The sequence below is a fragment of the Hyphomonas sp. UBA4494 genome (genome assembly GCF_002388935.1).
GTDB lineage: Bacteria > Pseudomonadota > Alphaproteobacteria > Caulobacterales > Hyphomonadaceae > Hyphomonas.
Genome location: NZ_DGNK01000019.1, coordinates 39,543 through 61,401, shown reverse-complemented (window position 1 = coordinate 61,401; position 21,859 = coordinate 39,543). Strand labels below are relative to the sequence as shown.

The following is a 21,859-nucleotide window of genomic DNA, read 5'->3' as shown; positions in this document are numbered from 1 at the left end:
CATCGACCAGCGAGTTCATCTTCGCCCAGACGCCGCAGGGTTCGCCCCGGCGCGCCGCGTCTGCCTCTGCCTCAATCATCCCGATGAGTTTCTCTTTCATGTCGAGTGGCGACATGGAAACCTTTTCCATCACGGGACCGACAGAGGGTGGCTCGCGATAGGCCGTCACAAAGTTGAAGAGCCGATTGGCGTCACGACCCAACGCCGCATCCGCAGTAAATAGCGACAAGTCTGTGTAGATCCGCGCATTGATCGGGTGGTAGTTGCCCGTCCCGTAATGCGTGTATGTGCGCAGCTCATCACTTTCGCGGCGCACCACAAGCGACACTTTCGCGTGGGTCTTGTACTCGATAAAACCGTAGACAACCTGAACACCCGCGCGCTCAAGGTCGCGTGCAAGTCGCAAATTGGCTTCTTCATCAAAGCGCGCCTTGATCTCGACCAATGCGGTAACATTTTTTCCGGCCTCTGCCGCTTCGATCAGGGCGGCAACAATCGGTGAATTCGCCGTTGTTCGGTAGAGCGTCTGCTTGATCGCAACGACTTGCGGATCGGCTGCGGCCTGCCGGATGAACTGGACTACAACATCAAACGTCTCGAATGGATGATGAACCAGAATGTCCTTTGCCCGGATCGCCGCAAAACAGTCACCCCCCATCTCGCGGATACGCTCGGGGTAGCGCGGCTCATAGGACGGGAACTGCAGGTCTGGCCGATCACTGACAATCAGTTCCGATAGCTGTGCCATTCCAAGAATGCCATCATAGAGAACGATGTCGGCTTCTTCAGCGCCGATCTCATGCGTGATCAGTCGGCGCAGGTCTTCCGGCGCACTGGATTGCATCCGGATACGTACGATCCGGCCCCTGCGACGTTGCTTCAGCAAAACTTCGAATTCGCGGATCAGGTCTTCGGCTTCTTCCTCGATCTCGATGTCGCTGTCGCGGATCACACGGAACAGGCAGCGGTCTTTCTCCTCAAACCCGGGAAAGAGTTCATCGATGAACATGCCGATGACATCTTCCAGCGCAATGAAGCGCAAATTGCCCTTGGTGCCTTTGGGCAGGCGAATGAAACGCCGCACAAAGGCCGGCAATGGAATGATGCCCACATGGGCATCTCCATTCCCCTTGGCGACCAGATTGATCGCAATCGAAAAGCCCAGATTCGGAATGAACGGGAACGGATGCGCGGGATCGACTGCGAGTGGTGTCAGGACCGGGAAGATGTTTGACCGGAAATACTTGTCCAGCTCAACCCGGTCTTTCTTGTTCAGTTCCTTCACGCCCAGCACATGAACGCCTTCGGCATTGAGTTCCTGCTTGAGGCTGCGCCAGCGCGCTTGCTGTTCGGCGATCAGGTTCAGGGAAGCTTCTTCAATCCGTTCCACCTGCTCGGCTGGGGTCAAGCCATCCTGACTGGCTTTGACAACGCCGGCCCGCACCTGTTCGCGCAGGCCCGCATAGCGCACCATTTCGAACTCATCGAGGTTGCTCGCCGAAATCGACAGGAACCTCAGGCGCTCAAGAAGGGGATGGTCGGTATTCGACGCTTCTTCCAGCACACGCTGGTTGAACTCCAGCCACGACAATTCCCGGTTCAGGAACCGCTCCGGCGAATTCATCATCTGCTTCTGGGTTCCAGACTGTCCATCGGCCATGATGCCAAACTCCGCAATTCCATTCAATGCTAGAGCATGGACCTCTGATCGGGGTCGGCCCAGCCCAATTCTTCGACGACTTCCCGGGCCAATGGCACCGAGGGTGCCCGGCCCGCTTCGGTCACCTTATCATTCAATTTCTCTATAAATATTTCGATAGCCTCATAAGAAAGTTCCAGTCGGGGTACCAGATACTTAATGACCTCAGGCTCAAGCTTCAGGAAATAGCGCTCGGCAGCAGAGTCCAGCCGCGCCTTGAGCATTTTTTCGTCTGGCTCCCCAATCTCGATCACCGGCAGTGCCATGAGGCGGGATTTCAAGTCGGCCGACTGGGTTTGCCATTGGCTCGGATGGTGCTTTGAAGTTAGCAGGACATGCCCGCCTTCAGCCGTTGCCGAATTGATCAGCGTCAACAAATTCTCGGATTTCTTGACGCGGTCCGCATCGTCCACCGCGACAAATCCCGACGCCAGCGCCGCCAGGCCGCGTGATTTCAGACGGGAAAACTCCTTGGCGACATGATAGCTGCCTTCAAATTCCTGACACCAGGCGCGCGCCAGAACAGACAATCCGCAGCGCGGCGGCCCCAACAGGCAAATGACAGGAAACGGCCAACTCTGCGGCGCGCCGAGCACCGCCAAAGCGCTCTCATTGGCTTCCGTCACCAGAAGCGCATCAAGCGTGGGTTCTTTTGCAGGAAAGCCGAGGCTGAGCTGGCTCGGCTTGTAGGGCCTGTTCGGGTTCGCCGGGTTCACGGTTCCCCCGACGACGACACCGCGGACCGGACAATCCAGCCATAATCATTCTCGGACAGGGAAACCCCGCGCTGCAGCAGATCGTTCTGCAGGCGCGGTGGATCGCCCGCATAGGAAAAGGCAACCATTGCCCCGTCACGCGCAATCGCGTCAATGCGGAATTCCGAGATGAGAGGCGACCGGGCCAGCGCACCGCGCAACGTGTTCCACTCGATCAGAGATGTGTAGCGCACACTCGCCGTGGCCGGGGTCCGCTCGCCGCTGCGGATCACCGAGGTGCGCTTCCAGTTTTCATCGAGCAGTCCGAGCATCGCATCGACTGCGCCGTCCAGCGTTTGGGCGAAAGGCGTCGTGCCCACAGGTTCAGTGCCCGCTGCCGTCACGGTCGACACCGTGACGCGCCATGCGCCATCGCGGCCAGACAGGTCCGCCAGAATGCCGCGGCGCGCGCCCATGGCAGACGCCTCCGGTGACAGTTCCATCCAGCTGCTGAAGGCGCTGTAACCGGGGCTGTTCGAGGTCACATAAGGCGACAGCGTCTCATCGCGGCCTGTTCCGAGCGCTTCGCGCCAGGCAGCCTCCAGCCCGGCCGATGGCGCCAACGGGATCAACAGGCCTTTGGGGCCTTGCGTGTCAACATAAGGCACCGAGAGTGATTCCAGATGCGCCCGCACCATGCGCGGATTGTAGACCATCGCCAGCGTGCCCTTGTAGCGACCGTTCCCGGCCGTCTCTTCCTGCACATCCACGGCCGCTGACAAGCGGTTCGCGAGTGCGGCATCGATTGGGATGCCCCCGGCAGACACACGGTCATCGGCCAATGTGATCCGGTCGATCAGCACCCGGGCCCCCTTGATCCGGGCTGCAGCCATGGCGCGCTCACGCGCCTCGATCAGCGTGCCGGCAGATTCGTCCACTTCGATATCTGAAACCGTGTAGACATCCCGCGTATCAGCGGAGGCGCCCAGCCCGAGAGCAACCAGGGCGAAAAGGGACGCAATAAGGATACGAATCATGGTCAACGGCCTCCGTTTAGACCTCTTGTAGCAAGCCAGAGCTGGGGCTGGAACCGCAAGCGGCACTGGCAGAGACGTTTTCCCCATGCTAACGCGCGAGTCATCATGAGCGATACATCCAAAACTCCCCTTTCCTACCGTGATGCCGGTGTCGACATTGAGGCAGGAGAAAGGCTGGTTGAGGCCATTGGCCCGCTGGCAAAGGCAACCGCACGCGCAGGCGTCATGGGCGGGCTCGGCGGCTTCGGCGCGCTGTTCGACCTGAAAGCCTCCGGCTATGAGGATCCTGTCCTGGTTTCTGGCACAGACGGCGTCGGCACCAAGCTGATGCTGGCTTTCGAAACCGGCATCCACAACACGGTCGGCATCGACCTCGTCGCCATGTGTGCCAATGACGTGCTCGCCCAAGGGGCTGAGCCGCTGTTTTTTCTGGATTATTTCGCAACTGGCAAGCTCGAAGCCGGCATCGCCGAAGCGGTCGTCGCGGGCATCGCCGAAGGCTGCCGCCAGTCCGGCTGCGCCCTTGTCGGCGGCGAAACCGCTGAAATGCCCGGCATGTACCCGCCCGGCCATTATGACCTTGCCGGCTTCGTTGTCGGCGCCGTGAACCGCGCCAAGGTCCTTCCCCGCATGGGCGACATGGCCACTGGCGACGTGCTGATCGGCATCGCCTCGTCCGGCCCGCATTCGAATGGCTATTCGCTGATCCGCCGCATCGTCGAGCGTGAAGGCCTCTCCTACGAGGCCGCCTCGCCTTTCTCTGACGGCACGCTCGGCGAAGCCCTGCTGACCCCGACGCGGCTTTATTCCGCAGCCGCCCTGCCGCTCATCAAGGGCAGCCTGATCAATGGCCTTGCCCACATCACCGGCGGCGGCCTGACGGAAAACACGCCGCGCATGTGCCCCGATCATCTCGTACCCCGTATTGATAGAGACAGCTGGACTCCCGGCCCGGTCTTCCAATGGCTGCAGGAAGCCGGCGGCGTCGAGCTGGATGAGATGCATCGCACCTTCAATATGGGCATCGGCATGGTCTTCTCCGTCGAGCCGGACATGGTTGAAATCGTCATGAACCAGCTGAGCCTGATGGGGGAGACCCCGGTCGTGCTCGGAGACCTCGCCCCCGCATGACCCGCCTGAAGCTGGCCATCCTGATTTCCGGGCGCGGCTCCAACATGGAAGCCATCCTGGAGGCGGCGCGGGACCCGGCCTATCCGGCCAAACCCGTCCTCGTCCTGTCCAACCGGCCGGACGCCAAAGGGCTGGATACGGCAGCCGCCGCCGGCATTGCGACCGCCGCCATAGATCACAAGACCTATGGCAAGGACCGCGAAGCCTTTGAGCGCGCGATGCACGAACAGCTCACAGAGGCAGGCGTCGAGATCATTGCGCTGGCCGGGTTCATGCGCGTCCTGACACCCTGGTTCGTCAACACATGGGAAGGCCGGATGGTCAACATCCACCCCTCCCTCCTGCCCAAATACAAGGGCCTCGACACCCATCAGCGCGCGCTGGATGCGGGCGATACCGAAGCTGGCTGCACTGTCCACTGGGTCAGTCCCGGTGTCGATGATGGCGAAATCATCCAGCAGGCGAGCCTGCCCATCCTGCCGGGCGACACAGCCGACAGCCTCGCCGCACGCCTCCTGCCAGTTGAGCACCAGCTCTACCCGGAAGCGCTGACCAAGGCCTGCGCCGAAATTCAGACGCGCGACTGAACTCCCTGCCCAAATTGAAGTCGCGAAGTTCGCTTGGCGCTCTTGATGTCCCGGTCAGCATGGGTAGGCTTCATGCCAAGCCAAAATGACCGTGGGGACGTAATCGGTGCACATCATCACTCGCTACCGCAGGCTCAGCCTGTGGAACAAGATCGCTTTTTGGGGCTCGCTGGCTTCAATCTTCGGCGTCGCAATCTTTGTCTGGAACACGATTGATACGGCCCGGCGACAGTTCTCTGAACCTATCGCGATCAGCCGGGTATATGATGAGATAGACAGCTTCATATACGAAGGTGTGAGTGATGAGCGACCCATCGAGGATGTCCGCCAAACCCTTCCGGCGATTTCCTCCACGCCTTTCCTCTCATTCTCGGTTCGGTCGGACGCCGAGAAACACACAGTGCAGTTTGCGCCCTACCTGCTGGTCGACGTTCTGTCCGCTGAACCTTTCGCACCGCAAATGCTTGCGCTGTACGAAGCCCAGCGCGGTGCAGGTGGTGAACAGCGCGAGTTCAAAGGCATGCTGCGCCCCGTAACCGGCCTGCAATTGGCCCCGCATCTGGACCCTTATGACCGCACCCTGAAACAGGTGGATTTCTTCACGCTCGCACCCGGCGAGATTGAAGAAGTGTTTTTGAACCTTGGCTACTATCCTGGCTACAAGTTCACATACCGGATCGGGCTACAGTATCGGTATCAGGACAAGGACAGGACCCTGTGGCTGCCGGATACATATGAGCGTGGCGTACCCAATACCGAACTTCCTGTGTCACATTTCGGGCGGGCCTATGTCGTCTCATTCCATCCCGACAGCTATGAAGAAGATGTTGCAACAACCCAATCCCGGTACACAGAATTTCAGGATGAAGTTGAGCAATTTGTCCAGCAAACGCGGGTTTTCTCTCCACGGGATGTCGACTTGCAGGTAGCAGACTAGCCTCCAGTCCACGCAGGTTCATGCCTTTCGAATTCGTCGGACACACTGCGCAAATATGCTGGTGAGACGATGCCAGCCTTTTCCCTCTTCCAGCCCTTGCCGGGCCTGCCTTGGCATCTTTTGCTCATCTGGCCCCTGATCTTCTGGCGCATCCAGCGCCTGAGGGCGTGGTTCCGCGCCAATGGCCGCCCCGGCTCTCAGATGCTCTGGGGCATCACACGAAGCGGGCGGGTTGTGGTCAATCTGTCGTCGGATGATCTATCGGGACGGAGGTCGCTCCAATCCGGATTCGGTTTTGAACCGTCACGCCCTTTCCGTGAAGCGGCCTACGGCGAATTGATCATACTCACCCCCGATCCGTGTCCCCGGCGAATGCCGGGGCCTCCTGCAGCAAGAGATCCCGGCTTTCGCCAGGAATTCGGACTCTATCACCTGCCGCGCCCCGACACATGACCCTGCCAGCCTTGAAACTGATCTGGTAACCCCCGGAAGGCACCGCCTGTCCGGCCGCTTGTGCTGCGCGCAAGAAAAAGGGCCCAACCTTACGGCGGGCCCTTTGCAAATCTCACCTGCCCGAAGGCGTCGCCTTAGCCAGCGATGTCGGCCTCGGAGAAGAATTGCGCGATCTCGATCGCGGCATTCTCTTCGGAGTCCGAACCGTGCACGGTGTTTTCGCCGATGGATTTGGCGAACAGTTTGCGGATCGTGCCGTCAGCGGCTTCGGCCGGGTTCGTGGCGCCCATCACTTCGCGGTAGGCCGCAACAGCGTTCTCGCCTTCGAGGACCTGAACGACGACCGGGCCGGAAGTCATGAATTCAACCAGTTCGCCGAAGAAAGGACGCTCACTGTGAACGCCATAGAAGCGCTCGGCCTGAGCCTGCGTCATCTGGATGCGGCGCTGGCCGATGATGCGGAGACCGGCTTTCTCGATGACGGCGTTGACGGCGCCGGTCAGGTTACGCTCGGTGGCGTCCGGCTTGATAATGGAAAAAGTGCGCTGAACAGCCATGATGACATCCTGCTTGCAAGGGAAAAAAGGGTTCTGGCGCGGCCTATAGCGGGGCGGGCCCAGCGGGGCAAGCATCGAAGGCCGCTATTGCGCAGGCGGCCCGAGAGGCATAGGGGCTGGGGCCTGAATGTCGACAAGGATCCGACCCATGAGCGCGCTGCCTCCCTGCCCCAATTGCAATTCCGAATACACGTATGAAGACGGCGCGCTGCTGATCTGCCCGGAATGCGCCCATGAATGGAGCGCGGACACGGCAAGTGCAACGGACGCACCAGTCATCAAGGACTCGAACGGCAACCCACTCGCCGATGGTGACACGGTCACGGTCATCAAGGACCTCAAGATCAAGGGCTCGTCCTCAGTCGTCAAACGCGGCACCAAGGTCAAGAATATCCGTCTCGTCGACGGCGATCACGATATCGACTGCCGCATCGACGGCATTGGCCAGATGGGCCTTAAATCGGAATTTGTGAAAAAGGCCTGACGCCTATCTCCCCGCTTCCTGCCAGCCGCCATTCGGCGTCTGCTGGAAATAGCGTGTCACCAGCCCGACATCCTTGGCCGCTTTGAACTGTTGGCGGGCCAGATTGCGCGTGTCCGTGTCGCCATCATCGAACATGACCATGCAGCGCGTATAGGGCGCATCGACAGGCGCCTTCGTCCCGTCCATCAGGAACAACGCATCGGCCTTGTTCAAATTGTCCGGCTTGCCGGCCAGCAGGATCGGCTGCCGCGCAGGATCAAGCCCCGGCGCCTCGGCCTGGCCATGCGGCAGGAAAGTCTTCTCGTCGAAAGTCCAGAGGCTCGCATCCAGCGCCGCCCGGCGCTCGACACTCGGGCTGACCGCAAGGACCCGCCAACCAACATCAAGGCATTTCTGCATCAGCGGCGCCGCAGCCTGCTCCAGCGTGGTGCGGGAGAGATGATAAAACCACCATTCAGGCTTCGGCGCCTCTGACATCACCTAGTTCTCGTAATTGTCCGCGATCCAGCGATCGAGCAGACGCGGGCCGAAGCCGGACGCCCAGCTGACATCAAAGGCCGCCTTCTCACCCTCGACCCAAGCGACGCCTGCGATGTCGAGGTGCGCCCATTTCACGCCCTCTTTCACGAAGCGCTTCAGGAATTGCGCCGCTGTGATCGAGCCAGCGGCTCGGCCGCCAATATTGCGCATGTCGGCAAATTTCGACTTCAGCAGCGAGTCATATTCTGGCCCGAGCGGCAGGCGCCAGACGCGCTCGCCTTCGGTCTGGCCAGCCTTGGAGAGTTCATTTGCCAGATCGTCGCTCTCAGTGAACAGGCCGGCATGGTGATGGCCGAGCGAGATCACGATCGCGCCGGTCAGCGTGGCGAGATCCACCATTGCCTTTGGCTTGAAGTGCTCCTGCGCATACCAGAGCACATCGCAAAGCACGAGACGGCCTTCTGCGTCAGTATTCTGGACTTCGATGGTCTGGCCGGAGGCCGACTTCAGGATATCACCCGGACGGATTGCATCGCCATCCGGCATGTTCTCAACCAGACCCACAAGACCGATCACATTGACCTTGGCCTTGCGCTCGGCCAGCGCGCGGATTGCACCAGTCACAGCCGCTGCGCCGCCCATATCCCCGCGCATATCTTCCATGCCCGGTCCGGGCTTCAACGAGATGCCGCCCGTGTCGAAACAAACGCCCTTGCCAATCAGGATCACCGGGTCTTCGCCTTCGGCACCGCCCATCCATTTCATCACGCCGAGCTGGCTTTCCTTGACGCTGCCCTGACCGACGCCAAGCATGGAATTCATGCCGAGTTTGGCCAGCTCCGCTTCGCCCAGCACTTCGACCTGAACACCATACTGGCCCAGCTCGCGGCATTTCTCTGCAAAGCTGGCCGGATAGAGATCATTCGGTGGCATGTTGACAAGATCGCGCGCAAGCTTGGTGCCTTCGGCGCCCGCATTCAACGGCACGAATGCCGCCTCTGCCGCAGGCACATCGGAGACCACCAGTGTCACGCTTTCAAGGCTTGGCTTCTGGTCATCTTTCAGCTTGGTGAAATATGTATCGAAGCGATAGCTGGCGAGCTTCGCACCGAGCGCAATGCGCGCAGCATCCTCTGCAGAACCAGCATGGATCGCGAGAGATTTGAAACCGCTGCTGGAATGGGATTTGTAAAGATTGGCACCGAGGCCTTCGAGAACGCGCGCATCGCGCTTATCCTTCTTGCCTGCACCGATCAGCACCGCACGGCGAGAACCGCTGCCCTTGGGCAAAACGATAAAGGCCTGCTGGTCCTTCTTGCCACTGAACCGGCTGCCGTCCATGGCTTCTGACAACAGACCGCCCGTGGTTTCGTTCAGCGCGGCCGCAACTTCGGGAAGATCCCCGTCTTCATCGACCAGAAAGGCGATGATGTCGGCCTTGGCACTTTCAGCAAATGTGATTTTCATGTGTGGATTCTCCATTTGCAGCGGAAACTAAACGTCGACGCGCGTTGCGCAACTCGTTAGCTAGGGAAATATCACCCCTTTCTGAAGGATTCTGCGAAAAGCCTGCTAATCGCCTTATGACCAAAGTCCAGACATACCTGTTTTTCGAAGTCCTGAAGGCTGTGGTCATCATCATTGGCGGGCTCGCCATGCTGGCCTTGCTGGCCCAAGGGCTTTCACGCACCGATTTGATTCTGGAAAACCGCCAGTCTGCGATCACCTATTTCTATATTGTCATGCTCGGCGCACCGCAGATCATAGCGCTTCTGACCCCGCTCGCCCTGTTCGTGGCAACGGTCTGGTCGCTGAACCGCATACACAAGGATAGCGAGATCGTTGTCGCGCAGGCCGCCGGCATGACCCGCTGGCAGATCGCTTCACCGATCATGCGGCTCGCCGTGCTTTGTCTCGTCGCACACCTGACCGTGAACCTCTGGGTCCAGCCCGCCGCTCAACGTGCCATGCGCGAAACCGTGGCGACGGCGCGCGCCGATCTGGCTGCCGCCTTGATCCGGCCCGGTCAGTTTACCTCCAATGGGGACCGGCTGACCTTCTATGCGCGCGAACAGGCCGGCGGCGAACTGCGTGGCGTGCTGATCTCCGACATGACCGATCCGGAGAACCCCACTGACATTCTCGCGCGCAGCGCCGCGCTGATTGAAGTCGAAGGCAGCCCGACACTCCTGCTGCGGGATGCGACCAGCCAACAGCTCGACGCAAACAACCAGCTATCGATCCTGGAATTCGACCAATACTTGTTCGATCTGACTGACTTCATGAAAGAGGACTCAGACCTCGTCCTGAAGGCATCGGACAAATATCTCTATGAATTGTTCTTCGTGGACCGAACCAATTATTTCGAACTCAAGGAAATAGACTCCCTGCTGGCGGAAGCGCACAGTCGCCTGACCACACCCTTGCTGAACATCGTCATGACGCTGCTGGCGATCTTTGCAGTGCTCGGCGGGGATTTCAGCCGCAAGGGCTACAGCAAGCGGATTGGCTGGGCGACCGGTGGTGCCATCGGCGTTCTGATTGTGCAGTTGGTATTGCAATCGGCCGCCGCGAATGATCCGGCGCTCAATGTGTTGCAATGGCTCGTCCCGCTCGGCATCATTGCAATCCTCAGCTATATCTATTTTGCGAGAGGGCGCCACCTCGGCAAGGTCGATCGCCCACCACTTGAGTTATTCCGGAACCCGACCGGAGCCACCAGCTGATGCCTCTATTTTCCAAGATACAGAGATACATCCTGAAGGAATGCCTCATGGGACTGGCCCTTGTGCTGGGCATCCTCCTGCTGGCCATTCTCATGATCGATGTGGTCGAGCAACTGCGCACAGTGGGCGGCGATGTACGCCTCAGCATTCTTGGCGCGCTCAACCTGTCCTTGATGAAGCTGCCGCAAATTGTCGAACAAACCTTGCCCTTTGCGCTGCTGATCGCCTCCATGATGGCCTTCACCCGGCTCAATCGCCGGTCGGAATTGTCCATCATCCGCGCCAGCGGCATTTCGGCGTGGCGCTTCCTGACCCCGGTCATGGTCCTCGGCGTGGTCCTCGGCCTGTTCACAATGATGGTGCTCAATCCGTTTGCGGCGAAACTGACCGAGTCCTTTGAGCAGACGCGCGACCGCCTGCTCAATGAAGGCCGTCCTACCCTTTCGGTTTCCGATACAGGCATCTGGTTGCGCCAGGGTGACGAAACCAACCAGATTGTCATTCACGCCAAGCGCGTCGCCGAAGGTGGGGTGAATCTTCAGGATGTGAAGATGATCCAGGAAGAGCGCCTCTACGCAGATGGGCGACCGACCAATGACTACGCCTTTGCCCGCCGGATCGACGCGGATAGTGCGATTCTGCGCAATGGCTTCTGGCAGCTTGAAGGCGTAATCGAAAATGTTCCGAACGCTCCACCCGAGTTCAAGGAAAATCTCGCCATCCCCACGACACTGGACGCGGTCACGCTGCTCGACAAATTTGCATCTCCCAACACGATTGGCTTCTGGCAATTGCCGCATTTCGTTCGCCAGACCCAAGCCGCCGGCCTAGACGCTTCGCGCTACAAGATGCGCCTCAACGCGCTCATGGCCCTGCCGGCCCTGTTTGTGGCGATGGCGCTGATCGGCGCCGTTGTATGCCTGCGCCTGCAGCGAATGGGTGGAAATTCACAGCTTCTGGCCATCGGGTCGCTCGCAGCGGTCGGGCTGTATTTCTTCACTCAATTCTCTTCCAGCCTAGGGGCAACAGGTGCAGCGCCCCCCGTGATCGCAGCATGGAGCCCGCCACTCTTTGTGCTGTTCTGCACGCTCACCTTCATCGCCTATCGGGAAGACGGCTAATCACAACCCGGCCTTGACAGGGCCTGTCTCCCGACCCCATCTCTCGCCGCCTTAAAGAGGTAAGCGCATGAAACTTGTCGTCGTCGAGTCGCCCGCAAAGGCGAAAACCATCAACAAGTATCTCGGCAAGGACTATAAGGTCCTGGCGTCCTACGGGCATATCCGTGACCTTCCCTCCAAGAATGGTTCGGTCGATCCGGACGATGATTTCGCGATGGTGTGGGAGGCAGATTCCAAATCGTCCAAGCGTATCTCCGAGATCGCAGCGGCATTGAAAGAAGCCGATACGCTGATCCTCGCGACCGACCCCGATCGCGAAGGCGAGGCCATCAGCTGGCACCTCGTGGAAGCCTTGCGCAAGCGCCGCGCCCTGAAGAAGGACACGCTAGTCGAGCGTGTCGTCTTCAACGCGATCACCAAGAATGCGGTCACGACCGCAATGGAACATCCCCGCCAGATTGATGGCGAACTGGTCGATGCCTATCTGGCGCGCCGCGCACTCGACTATCTGGTCGGCTTCAACCTGTCGCCGGTCCTGTGGCGCAAATTGCCGGGTAGCCGGTCGGCTGGCCGCGTCCAGTCTGTGGCACTGCGCATCGTTTGCGACCGCGAGAACGAGATCGAGATGTTCCGGCCGCAAGAGTACTGGAATGTGGCGGCTAACCTGCGCGCACCAGACGGCACCGACTTTGAAGCGCGCCTCTATAGTCTCGACGGCGAAACGCTGAAAAAGTTCACGCTGGGCAACAAGGGCGACGCCGACAAGGCGCTGGAAATTGTCCAGATCGGCGGCTATTCCGTCACCTCGGTTGAGGCCAAGCCGGTCAAGCGCAATCCGCCCCCACCCTTCATCACGTCCACGCTGCAACAGGAAGCCTCCCGCAAGATCGGCTTCAACGCCAAGCGGACGATGCAGGCCGCCCAGAAGCTGTACGAAGAAGGTCGCATCACATACATGCGTACCGATGGCGTAAACATGGCCGAGGAAGCCTATGCGGCAGCCCGGTCCATGATCCAGTCGAACTATGGCGCGCGTTACCTGCCGGAAAAGACCCGCCGCTATTCTTCGAAGGCCAAGAATGCCCAGGAAGCGCACGAAGCCATCCGGCCAACCAATTTCGACCTTCGCCCGGAAGATTATCATGGCGATGGCGACCTGAAGAAACTCTACACGCTCATCTGGCGACGCGCGGTCGCCTCGCAAATGGAAACCGCCCGCTTCGAGCGCACCACCATCGACATGACCTCCAAGGACAAGCGCGCGGTCCTGCGCTCGACCGGTCAGGTCCTGGTGTTTGATGGCTATATCAAGCTCTACACCGAAGGTCGCGATGAAGGCGATGATGGCGATGATGGCGACGATGACGAAAATCGCCTGCCCAAGATGGAAGAAGGCCAGCATGCGGACCTGCTGAAGGCCGAGGCCAGCCAGCACTTCACCACACCGCCACCACGCTTCACGGAAGCCTCGCTGGTCAAGAAGCTTGAAGAGCTCGGCATCGGCCGCCCGTCTACATATGCGTCGACCCTCTCCACGCTGGAAGATCGCGACTATGTCCGTATCGAGAAGAAACAGCTGATCCCCGAGGACAAGGGACGCCTCGTGACGGCGTTCCTTGAGAACTTCTTCCGGCGCTATGTGGAATATGATTTCACCGCCGGGCTCGAAGAGAAGCTCGACATTATCTCGGATGGCAAGCTCGACTGGAAAGCCTTTCTGAAGGAATTCTGGCAGCAATTCGCCGCCGATATCGACGAGACGAAAGACCTTCGTGTCTCAGCGGTTCTGGACGTTCTCAACGAGGAACTCGGAGCCTATGTGTTCCCGCGCCAGGATGCGGACGGCAATCCGATCGAGAACCCGCGCCAGTGCCCGCTCTGCAAGGAAGGCGAGCTTTCAATGAAGCTGGGCCGCTTTGGCGCTTTCGTCGGCTGTTCACGCCATCCTGAGTGCAAGTTCACTCGCCAGTTCAGCGCAGATGGCGACGCCGCCGCAGCAATCAATCCAGACGGCAACGAGTTGGGTCTTCATCCCGATACCGGCGAGATGATCTATCTGAAGACCGGGCGGTTCGGTCCCTATGTCGAAATGGCGAATGGCGAGAAGCCAAAGCGTGCTTCGCTGACCAAGGCCGAAAAGGAAAACCCGCAGGACATCACGCTCGACCGCGCCGTCGAACTCCTGATGCTGCCACGGGAAGTCGGCAAACACCCAGAAGACAACGAACCGATCCTGGCGAATTTCGGTCGCTTCGGCCCCTATGTTCAGCATGGCAAGACCTATGCGAACCTCAAAGATCCGAACGACGTCTTCACCATCGGCCTGAACCACGCCGTCACACTGATCGCCGACAAACGCGCCAAACAGGGAGCCCGTGGCGGAGCCGCCGCTCTGAAAACTCTCGGCGATCATCCGGATGGCGGCACAATCGAAGTCTTCGAAGGCCGCTATGGGCCATATGTGAAGCATGGCAAGACCAATGCGACCCTGCCCAAGGACGTGACGCCGGATGCGGTCACGCTGGAACAGGCCATCGAGTTGATCAACGCCAAGGCATCCAAGGGCGGCAAGAAGGCTCCCGCCAAGAAAAAAGCCCCTGCCAAGAAGAAGGCGCCTGCGAAGAAAAAAGCGCCTGCCGCAAAAAAGGATTAATCCATAAGGCAATGAGCTCAATCGACGGTCACCGGAACACTTTCGGTCGGCCTCCGGTTGAGGGATTGGCCTGCCAATGGTTTACTGTTCCTGCCTCGCGGAATTAGGGGTTGCATCATGCCTGTTTTAGAGAAATTGGCATTCTTGGGAGCGGTTACGCTCGCCTCGGTTCTGATCGCCCAAGAACTGGACAAGACGATTGCGGCCTTGGATCGACCGTCTGAAGTGATCGATCTGGAGGAAATCCCGCGCCCGTCTCCGGCCCCGGATATCCCGCCAACGCTCATGTCGCTTGCGCCAAGCCCGACGGGGTTTCTGGATACGCTGACGGCGTGCAAGGGGATGGCGCCGAGCATTGGAGCGAATGTCGATCAAGACCTCGTAGTCACCGACTATAAGCGCTTTGTGCTGGCGGAGGGCCATATACGGCTTGCCACCGCCCCAGTCGGCGGCGGATGCCTGTCATCGGTGTTCGGGCCAAGGAATCAAAGGCCTCGACTATTACAGTAAGGAGGCGGTGCCCGTCTTCGCGGCTGCAGACGGGGAAATACGCCGGCGGCGCTATCGCAGTGATTATGGCAATATGATCGTGCTGGGTCATGGCCGCGGCGTCTTCACACGCTATGCCCATCTCGAAACCTTCGCAGACCCGGACGAAGGCGAACGCGTCAGTGCCGGGCAATATCTCGGCATGATGGGCAATACGGCGGGCTACCAAATCCCGCGCCACCTTCACTATGAAGTGCTGACCGGGAAATGGGGTGCGCAAGCCGGATCATTCGCCCTTACACCCGTAGACGTTATGTCCCTGCCGGAAGCTATCGACTGACCGCGAAATCGCGCGCTGCATAAAACCCCCGCGCATTTTTCTGCGAGTCCCCCTATATGGGCGGTATGAGTTTCCCAGATAAGAAAACAGTGCTCGATTTCATTCGAGACAATCCGAACGCAACGACCAAACAGGACATTGCCCGCGGCCTGCACGTAAAAGGGCGCGAACGCGCCGTGCTGCGCGAAATCCTGAAGGAGTTGGAGGCCGATGGCACGCTGGAACGGACAGGCAAACGCGCTTGGTCCCAGGCGGATCGCCCCCCTTCGACTGGCGTTGTCCAATTCACCCATACCGACGAAAATGGCGATCTGATCGGCAAGGCGCTTGGCGACAATGGTCCGTTTGGGCCGGACATCATCTATTCCGGCCTGTCCGGTAAGCAGAAAGGTGAGGCCACCGAGCCCGGAGAAGGCGACCGCGCCCTGTGCAAGATCACCCAGGTCGATGGCGACTGGCAGGCCCGGGCCCTGACCGTGCTGGAAAAACAGCTGACCAATTCGCTCGTTGGCATGTATTCGCAAGGCCCCCGCGGCGGCAAGGTTACCCCGGCCAATCGCAAGGAGCGCCGCGAATTCCTGATTCAGGAAGCTGACCGCAATGGCGCCGAGGATGGCGATCTCGTGGTCACAACGCCCAAGCCACAGGGCCGCCGGCAATATGGTCCCAATCTCGGCGTGATCCGCGAAGTGATCGGCCATATCAGCGATCCCCGCTCAGCCAGCCTGCTGGCCATTCATGCCCATGGCATCCCGGTCGACTTCCCTGAAGCGGCGCTGGAACAGGCCCGCAATCCAAAACCCGCTGCGGCGGAGCGTGAGGACCTGACAAAAACCCCGCTCATCACCATCGACCCGCATGATGCGCGCGACCATGATGACGCAGTATTCGCCGAACAGCTGGATGATGGCTGGCGCGTGATCGTCGCCATCGCCGACGTGGCGGCGTTCGTCACGCCAGACTCGCCGCTCGATCGCGAAGCGCTGAAACGCGGCAACTCGACCTATTTCCCGGACCGCGTGGTCCCGATGCTGCCGTTTGAACTGTCAGCGGATGAATGCTCCCTGCGTGAGGGCGAGCTGCGCCGCTGTATGGCGGTAGAGATGATCTTCGACAAGTCGGGCTCCAAGCGCTCGCACCGTTTCATTCGCGGCATGATGAAGTCAGCAGCGAAGCTCTCCTATGAGGAGGCTCAGGCGGCGATTGACGGCAAGCCGGGCGGCAAGGCCGGTGAGATGCTGGAAACCGTCCTGAAGCCGCTCTGGGGCGCCTATGCGGCGCTCTCGAAGGCACGGGACGACCGCTCGCCGCTGGACCTCGACTTGCCTGAGCGCCGCATCCTGTTTTCCAAGGATGGCGAAATTGAAGGCATCATCACCAAGGAACGCCTCGACGCGCACCGCCTGATCGAAGAATTCATGATCCAGGCAAACGTGGCCGCAGCCGAAACGCTGGAAAAGCAGAAAAGCCCGCTGATCTATCGTGTCCACGACACGCCGACGGATGCCAAGATCGCAGCCTTTGCGGAATTCCTGCAGACCATCGACATGAAATGGAATATCGGCCAGCGCCCGCAGACCGAAAATTTCAACCGCCTGCTCGGAGAGATCAAGACGGGCGACTATGACCAGATGGTCACGCAAATGGTGCTGCGCACGCAGGCCCAGGCAATCTATTCGGAAGAGAATCTCGGCCATTTCGGCCTGAACCTCGTCCGCTATGCACACTTCACGTCGCCCATTCGGCGGTATGCCGATCTGATCGTGCACCGCGCGCTGATCGCATCGCTCGGGCTCGGCCCGGACGGCCTGTCCAAGGACATGTCGGTACGGCTGGAAGAGATGGCGCAGCACATTTCCGATACAGAGCGCCGCTCCATGGCTGCCGAGCGCGAAGCGACCGACCGCTACCTCGCCATCTTCCTCGCAGACCGTGTCGGCAGCGAGTTCGAAGGGCGGATCACCGGCGTCACGGGCGCGGGCCTGTTCATCGCCCTTGCGGGCTCCGGCGCGGATGGGTTCGTGCCGATCTCGTCCATCTCGGATGATTACTGGGTGCTGGATGATGCCGCGATGCAGATCTATGCGCGCGGGTCCGGCAAGACCTATGGCCTCGGCCAGATCGTCCGCGTGAAGCTGAAAGAGGTCACGCCCTTGCAGGGCGGCCTCCTGCTGGAAATGTTGTCCGAACCCATGCCAGCCCCGGAGGGCCGCCGGGAGGCCCGTCAGAGCCACAATACGGGCGGTGGTCGGCCGCCTCGCCGGAAAACCGGTCCTGGCAAGCCCACCGGCAAGGGGCCCGGCAAAGGGAAGTTCAGCAAGAAGACGCTGCCCAAGCACAAGCGCAAAAGCCGGAAATAACGTGGACATGAATTCGAATCCGCATTCAGATACGCTGATGGGCTCTGCGTTTGACAAGGAAGACGATGGCGACGTCATCGAGACTCGCAAGCGTAGCCCCCGCCCGAAAGACGCTGCCACGCTGATCCTGGTGCGCCGGGATGCGGCGCAACCCCGCGTCCTGATGGGCAAGCGGTCAGCGGGCCACGCCTTCATGCCCGAAAAGTACGTCTTCCCCGGCGGGCGTGTGGACCCGCAGGACGGCAAGGCCGTCTCCTATTGCGAGTTTGCGCCCCAGCAGGAGCGCCTGCTGCGCATCCAGACCCGCCGGAAGCCGCGCGCCTTCGGCCTGACGGCCATCCGCGAGACGTTTGAGGAAACCGGCCTGCTGGTCGCGCGTGAAGCCGAGATGCCGGAGCGCTATGTGGAGGGCTGGAAACGCTTCCACGCCCTTGATGCCGCGCCGCATCTTTCGCCACTGACCTTCATTGGCCGTGCCATTACGCCCCCCTACAGGCCGAAGCGATTCGATGCCCGATTCGTCATGGCGAACGCCGAAGAAGCCCTCATCGACGAGCGTCCACCTGTCGACGGCGCGGAATTGTCAGACCTGCAATGGGTGACACTGAAAGATGCGCTCGCGCTCGATCTGCCCAATGTTACCCGGTTCATGCTGGGGGAAATCGAGGAAAGACTGGACAAGCCGTCGCTGAACCGGGGCCCGCCCTTCCTGCGCTGGACCCGCAGCGGACATTCGACCGACCGCCTCTAGCAGCAATGGCGCTTGACTTCCGACGCGCACATCGCCATTAAGCCGCTTTCCAGTTTCAGACGCTAACACAAGCGAGCATTCGTCATGGCCAAACCAGCCACCATCAAGATCCGCCTCAATTCGACGGCCGACACCGGTTTCTTCTACGTGACGAAGAAAAACCCACGCAACATGACTGAAAAAATGGTCAAGCGTAAGTACGACCCGGTTGCGAAGAAGCACGTCGAATTCAAGGAAGGCAAGATCAAGTAAGATCCTTGTTTTTCATGCATTGTTCGAAAAGCCCGCTCCACAAGAGCGGGTTTTTTGTTGCCTATTCTTCCGGCACGCCATGATGCAGGTCTCGTGTCTTGCGGATACCGGGGAACAGGACTGACCAAGCCGCAGCCACGCCGACGGCCGCATAGCCGCCTGCTACGACCGTGAAGACGGCGCCCCATTTGGCGGCCATGAATCCGGCCCGCGCCTCGCCCAGTTCATTGGACGCGCCCAGGAAAATCGAGTTCACGGCATTGACCCGCCCGCGCACTTGGTCAGGTGTCCAGAGCTGCAGGAGAACTTCGCGGATATAGACCGACACCATGTCGAAGGCTCCAACGAAGATCAGCGCGACGATGGATAGCCAGACGACATTCGAATACCCGAACACGACGGTGGAAATCCCGAAGAGCGCGACCGACACGAATAGTATCAGGCCGGCATGATCCTTGATCGGAAACGCCGTGATGATCGCCAGCATGATGAGTGCGCCAATGCCGGGCGCCGCGCGCAACAAGCCAAGCCCCTCTTCACCAATTTCCAATATGTCCCGCGCATAGATCGGCAGCAACGCCACGGCGCCGCCCAGCAACACAGCGAACAAATCCAGAGAGATCGCGCCCAGCACAACTTTCTGATTGAACACATATTTGAACCCGCCCAACAGCACGCTGAGTGTCGTTGGCTCGCGCTCGATACGCTGGGGAGGCTTCGGGATCGAGAAAATCAGGATGGCCGATATGGCAAACAGGCTGACAGCCGTTCCATACGCAAACCCCGCCCCGACACCATATAGCAAGCCACCTGCCACCGGCCCGAGGATCGACGCCGCCTGCCAGGACGATGCAAGCCAGCCCACAGCATTGGCGAAGTCTTCACGCGGTACCAAATTGACCGCAAGACTCGACGAAGCAGGCGTATAGAATGCGCGTGCGACGCCAAAGACAGTGAGGGTTGCGAGAACGATCAAAGGATCAAATCGTCCCGTCAGCGCGAGCGCCAAAATCACCCCGGCGCATACCAGTTCGACGCTGACTGAGGCTCCCATGACATTCCGGCGACCGAGCCGGTCCGATGCGACACCTGTCACCACGACCAACAACAGGGCTGGCAGGAACTGGACAAGGCCGATCCAACCGAGAAGGGCCGCGTTCTGGGTAACATCATACATCTGCCACGCCACGGCGACAGAAACGACCTGCGCCGCAAGCGATGTCATGAAGCGAGACAGGAAGTATCTGCGATAGGAAGAATGGCGAAACGCCGAGAACCGGTCATTCATGAGCAGCGCCTTGCGACGGGCGGCGGCTCAAGTCAATCAGGCAGCAAGACTTTCGACTCTGTTCCGGCCAGCAGACTTGGCTTGATAGAGCGCCGTATCCGCGCGCTTGGTCAGATCAGCAATCGTATCATGAGCGCCGTTAATGGTGGAAACGCCAGCGCTGAGCGTAATGGAAATTTCGCGCGCACCACTATTCACAATGAATGGCTCAGCCGCGACAGATCGGCGGATTCGCTCGGCTGCTGCGCAAGCGAGATCACCCGGCGTATCTGGCATAATGACCATGAATTCTTCGCCACCCGGGCGACAGACCACATCCATGACGCGGCTATTGACCTTCAGGCGCTTGGCCACTTCCTGCAGGACTTCATCTCCGACATCATGGCCATATGTATCGTTCACTGCTTTGAAATGGTCGATGTCGGCCATAACCACCGATACGGGTCGTCCGCCCATCTGGGAGCGCTGGATCAATTGTTCCAATTGGTTGTTCATGTACCGACGATTGTAGAGGCCGGTGAGCTGATCGATGACCGACAATTCAAGACCACGATCCACGCGGTCTCTCAATGCCTCGATATAGCGGGTTCGCCGTGCCTGCGTCCGGACACGAGCCAGCAATTCCTGCTTGTCGACGGGTGCAAAAATGACATCGCTTGCACCCAGATCAAGACCTTTTCCAGCCCTCGGCCGATCATCCGGATCGCAAATCAACAGAATTGAAATCGCGCGTGTCGCTTCATTCATCTTGAAGTGCGCACAGAGTTTCAGGGCGTCATAACGATCACTGAGCATAGACAGGACGAGAATATCCACGCCAAGCTCATTCAACCCTTTCATGCCGCCCGCCTCCAGCAGTGTAATGGCCGTATGACCACCAGACCGCAGGGTTTCAGCGACGCGCGACGATGATCTGGGATTGTCATCCACCACGAAGAGGCGTGCTGGCTGGTCTTTGACATTGAGACTTTCGTCGCCATCAATGCCCGCTCGCAGGCCGCTGGCCTGACGTTGGCGAAGCTCTGACGCAACAGCATTGTATCGGGTGATGGCCCCCATACGCGCCATCAAGGCAAAGTCATCAACCGGCTTGGTCAGGAAGTCTTCCGCCCCGACGTCCAGGCCCCGGACGCGATCCTCGGCATCATTCAGGGCCGTAACCATAACGACGGGTATATGCGCAGTGGCAGGGTTTTCCTTCAGGCGGCGGCAAACTTCATACCCGTCCATACCGGGCATCATCACGTCCAGAAGGATAATGTCAGGCTCGCTACGCTCCACCATGCTGAGCGCCTCGATCCCGTTTTCAGCCAGCATGACTGTATAATATTGAGCCTCCAGCTTGGCTTGCAGGAGGCGTCGGTTCGCTTCGATGTCATCTACGACGAGGACGCGTGCTGTCACGCTGCCTCCTTGGGCATCAATGCCTCAACCGCCTTGATGAAGGTTGCAATCTGGATGGGCTTGGAAAGGTACCCCTCACAGCCAGCTTCACGAACCCGCTGCTCATCCGCGCGCATGGCAAATGCCGTGACGGCCAGAACCGGAATGTGCGCGACCTTGTCATCGTCCTTGAGCCATCGCGTGATGTCGAGACCTGAAACTTCCGGCAGCTGGATATCCATGATGATGAGGTCCGGCAGTTCCTGGCGTGCAATCTCGACAGCCTTGGCACCATCGCGACATTGGAAGGTTTCAAAACCGAAAGCATCCAACAAGTCACAGAAAAGGCGCATGTTGAGTTCGTTATCCTCAACAACCAGAACTTTCCTGGTGTGCGACTTCGTCATGATTGAGTTGGTGCCTCTGATTCGGGACG

21 protein-coding genes are annotated in these 21,859 nt (G+C 59.6%); 12 read left to right on the top strand and 9 right to left on the bottom strand.

The genetic code is table 11. The features are described from left to right. The 3 genes from ppk1 to B2P82_RS07805 form a co-directional block, all read right to left on the bottom strand. Positions 1-1,660: polyphosphate kinase 1 (gene ppk1, locus B2P82_RS07815; RefSeq protein WP_290496255.1), on the bottom strand; the 1,660-nt coding region annotated here is incomplete at its 3' end. 29 nt (positions 1,661-1,689) lie between these two features. Next, positions 1,690-2,415 carry a P-loop NTPase family protein gene (locus B2P82_RS07810; protein ID WP_290496252.1) on the bottom strand — a complete coding sequence of 242 codons (726 nt, stop codon included), beginning with the start codon at positions 2,413-2,415 and terminating at the stop codon, positions 1,690-1,692. Next, positions 2,412-3,431, bottom strand: coding sequence for a hypothetical protein (locus B2P82_RS07805; RefSeq protein ID WP_206993060.1), 1,020 nt, complete (start codon positions 3,429-3,431; stop codon positions 2,412-2,414). Before B2P82_RS07805 ends, B2P82_RS07810 begins: the two co-directional genes overlap by 4 nt. A gap of 105 nt (positions 3,432-3,536) precedes the next feature. On the opposite strand from B2P82_RS07805, the gene purM reads away from it, so the two are divergent. The 3 genes from purM to B2P82_RS07790 all read left to right on the top strand — a co-directional run bounded on the left by purM (position 3,537) and on the right by B2P82_RS07790 (position 6,086). Then, on the top strand, positions 3,537-4,562 hold the full coding sequence (purM, locus tag B2P82_RS07800; protein ID WP_290496250.1) for a phosphoribosylformylglycinamidine cyclo-ligase: 1,026 nt from the start codon (positions 3,537-3,539) through the stop codon (positions 4,560-4,562). Beyond that, the gene (gene purN / locus B2P82_RS07795; protein WP_290496248.1) at positions 4,559-5,149 is read left to right on the top strand and encodes a phosphoribosylglycinamide formyltransferase; all 591 of its coding nucleotides are present in this window, start codon (positions 4,559-4,561) and stop codon (positions 5,147-5,149) included. The genes purM and purN overlap by 4 nt, the downstream gene beginning before the upstream one ends. 106 nt (positions 5,150-5,255) lie before the next feature. Further along, positions 5,256-6,086 (top strand): hypothetical protein, encoded by an 831-nt coding sequence (locus B2P82_RS07790; RefSeq protein ID WP_290496247.1) that lies wholly within the window; start codon positions 5,256-5,258, stop codon positions 6,084-6,086. 587 nt (positions 6,087-6,673) lie between these two features. Here B2P82_RS07790 and ndk read toward each other — a convergent pair. Then, a complete protein-coding gene (ndk, locus tag B2P82_RS07785) occupies positions 6,674-7,096 on the bottom strand; it encodes a nucleoside-diphosphate kinase (protein WP_034814231.1) in 423 nt (140 codons plus the stop codon). Between the two features lie 148 nt (positions 7,097-7,244). On the opposite strand from ndk, the gene B2P82_RS07780 reads away from it, so the two are divergent. Further along, positions 7,245-7,580 carry a zinc ribbon domain-containing protein YjdM gene (locus B2P82_RS07780; protein ID WP_290496246.1) on the top strand — a complete coding sequence of 112 codons (336 nt, stop codon included), beginning with the start codon at positions 7,245-7,247 and terminating at the stop codon, positions 7,578-7,580. Positions 7,581-7,583: 3 nt separating this feature from the next. Here the strand turns inward: B2P82_RS07780 and B2P82_RS07775 are convergent, their stop codons facing one another. Both B2P82_RS07775 and B2P82_RS07770 read right to left on the bottom strand, forming a co-directional pair. Next, positions 7,584-8,057: a DNA polymerase III subunit chi gene (locus B2P82_RS07775; protein WP_290496244.1), complete on the bottom strand. Its 474-nt coding sequence runs from the start codon at positions 8,055-8,057 to the stop codon at positions 7,584-7,586. A gap of 3 nt (positions 8,058-8,060) precedes the next feature. Continuing rightward, positions 8,061-9,527: a leucyl aminopeptidase gene (locus tag B2P82_RS07770; protein ID WP_290496242.1), complete on the bottom strand. Its 1,467-nt coding sequence runs from the start codon at positions 9,525-9,527 to the stop codon at positions 8,061-8,063. A 116-nt stretch (positions 9,528-9,643) separates the two neighbouring features. Here B2P82_RS07770 and B2P82_RS07765 point away from each other — a divergent pair, with 116 nt between their 5' ends. The 8 genes from B2P82_RS07765 (at position 9,644) to rpmG (ending at position 18,752) form a co-directional block, all read left to right on the top strand. Further along, positions 9,644-10,786 (top strand): LptF/LptG family permease, encoded by a 1,143-nt coding sequence (locus tag B2P82_RS07765; protein WP_051607661.1) that lies wholly within the window; start codon positions 9,644-9,646, stop codon positions 10,784-10,786. Then, positions 10,786-11,907 (top strand): LPS export ABC transporter permease LptG, encoded by a 1,122-nt coding sequence (lptG, locus tag B2P82_RS07760; RefSeq protein WP_034813312.1) that lies wholly within the window; start codon positions 10,786-10,788, stop codon positions 11,905-11,907. The genes B2P82_RS07765 and lptG overlap by 1 nt, the downstream gene beginning before the upstream one ends. Before the next feature lie 67 nt (positions 11,908-11,974). Beyond that, complete coding sequence (gene topA / locus B2P82_RS07755) at positions 11,975-14,560, top strand: type I DNA topoisomerase (protein WP_290496240.1); 2,586 nt, start codon at positions 11,975-11,977, stop codon at positions 14,558-14,560. Positions 14,561-14,677: 117 nt separating this feature from the next. Further along, positions 14,678-15,070: a hypothetical protein gene (locus B2P82_RS07750; protein ID WP_290496238.1), complete on the top strand. Its 393-nt coding sequence runs from the start codon at positions 14,678-14,680 to the stop codon at positions 15,068-15,070. Between the two features lie 7 nt (positions 15,071-15,077). Then, on the top strand, positions 15,078-15,389 hold the full coding sequence (locus B2P82_RS07745) for a M23 family metallopeptidase (RefSeq protein ID WP_290496236.1): 312 nt from the start codon (positions 15,078-15,080) through the stop codon (positions 15,387-15,389). A gap of 65 nt (positions 15,390-15,454) precedes the next feature. Continuing rightward, the gene (gene rnr / locus B2P82_RS07740) at positions 15,455-17,749 is read left to right on the top strand and encodes a ribonuclease R (protein WP_290496234.1); all 2,295 of its coding nucleotides are present in this window, start codon (positions 15,455-15,457) and stop codon (positions 17,747-17,749) included. Between the two features lie 7 nt (positions 17,750-17,756). Beyond that, complete coding sequence (locus B2P82_RS07735) at positions 17,757-18,500, top strand: NUDIX hydrolase (RefSeq protein ID WP_290496233.1); 744 nt, start codon at positions 17,757-17,759, stop codon at positions 18,498-18,500. Between the two features lie 84 nt (positions 18,501-18,584). Further along, the gene (rpmG, locus tag B2P82_RS07730) at positions 18,585-18,752 is read left to right on the top strand and encodes a 50S ribosomal protein L33 (RefSeq protein WP_034789743.1); all 168 of its coding nucleotides are present in this window, start codon (positions 18,585-18,587) and stop codon (positions 18,750-18,752) included. A gap of 61 nt (positions 18,753-18,813) precedes the next feature. On the opposite strand, the gene B2P82_RS07725 is transcribed toward rpmG, so the two are convergent. The 3 genes from B2P82_RS07725 to B2P82_RS07715 are packed head-to-tail and all read right to left on the bottom strand — an operon-like array spanning position 18,814 to position 21,830. Beyond that, the gene (locus B2P82_RS07725) at positions 18,814-20,040 is read right to left on the bottom strand and encodes an MFS transporter (protein ID WP_290496231.1); all 1,227 of its coding nucleotides are present in this window, start codon (positions 20,038-20,040) and stop codon (positions 18,814-18,816) included. A 36-nt stretch (positions 20,041-20,076) separates the two neighbouring features. Beyond that, a complete protein-coding gene (locus B2P82_RS07720; RefSeq protein WP_206993048.1) occupies positions 20,077-21,444 on the bottom strand; it encodes a PleD family two-component system response regulator in 1,368 nt (455 codons plus the stop codon). Further along, a complete protein-coding gene (locus B2P82_RS07715; RefSeq protein WP_034813323.1) occupies positions 21,441-21,830 on the bottom strand; it encodes a response regulator in 390 nt (129 codons plus the stop codon). The genes B2P82_RS07720 and B2P82_RS07715 overlap by 4 nt, the downstream gene beginning before the upstream one ends. Between the last annotated feature and the right edge of the window lie 29 nt (positions 21,831-21,859).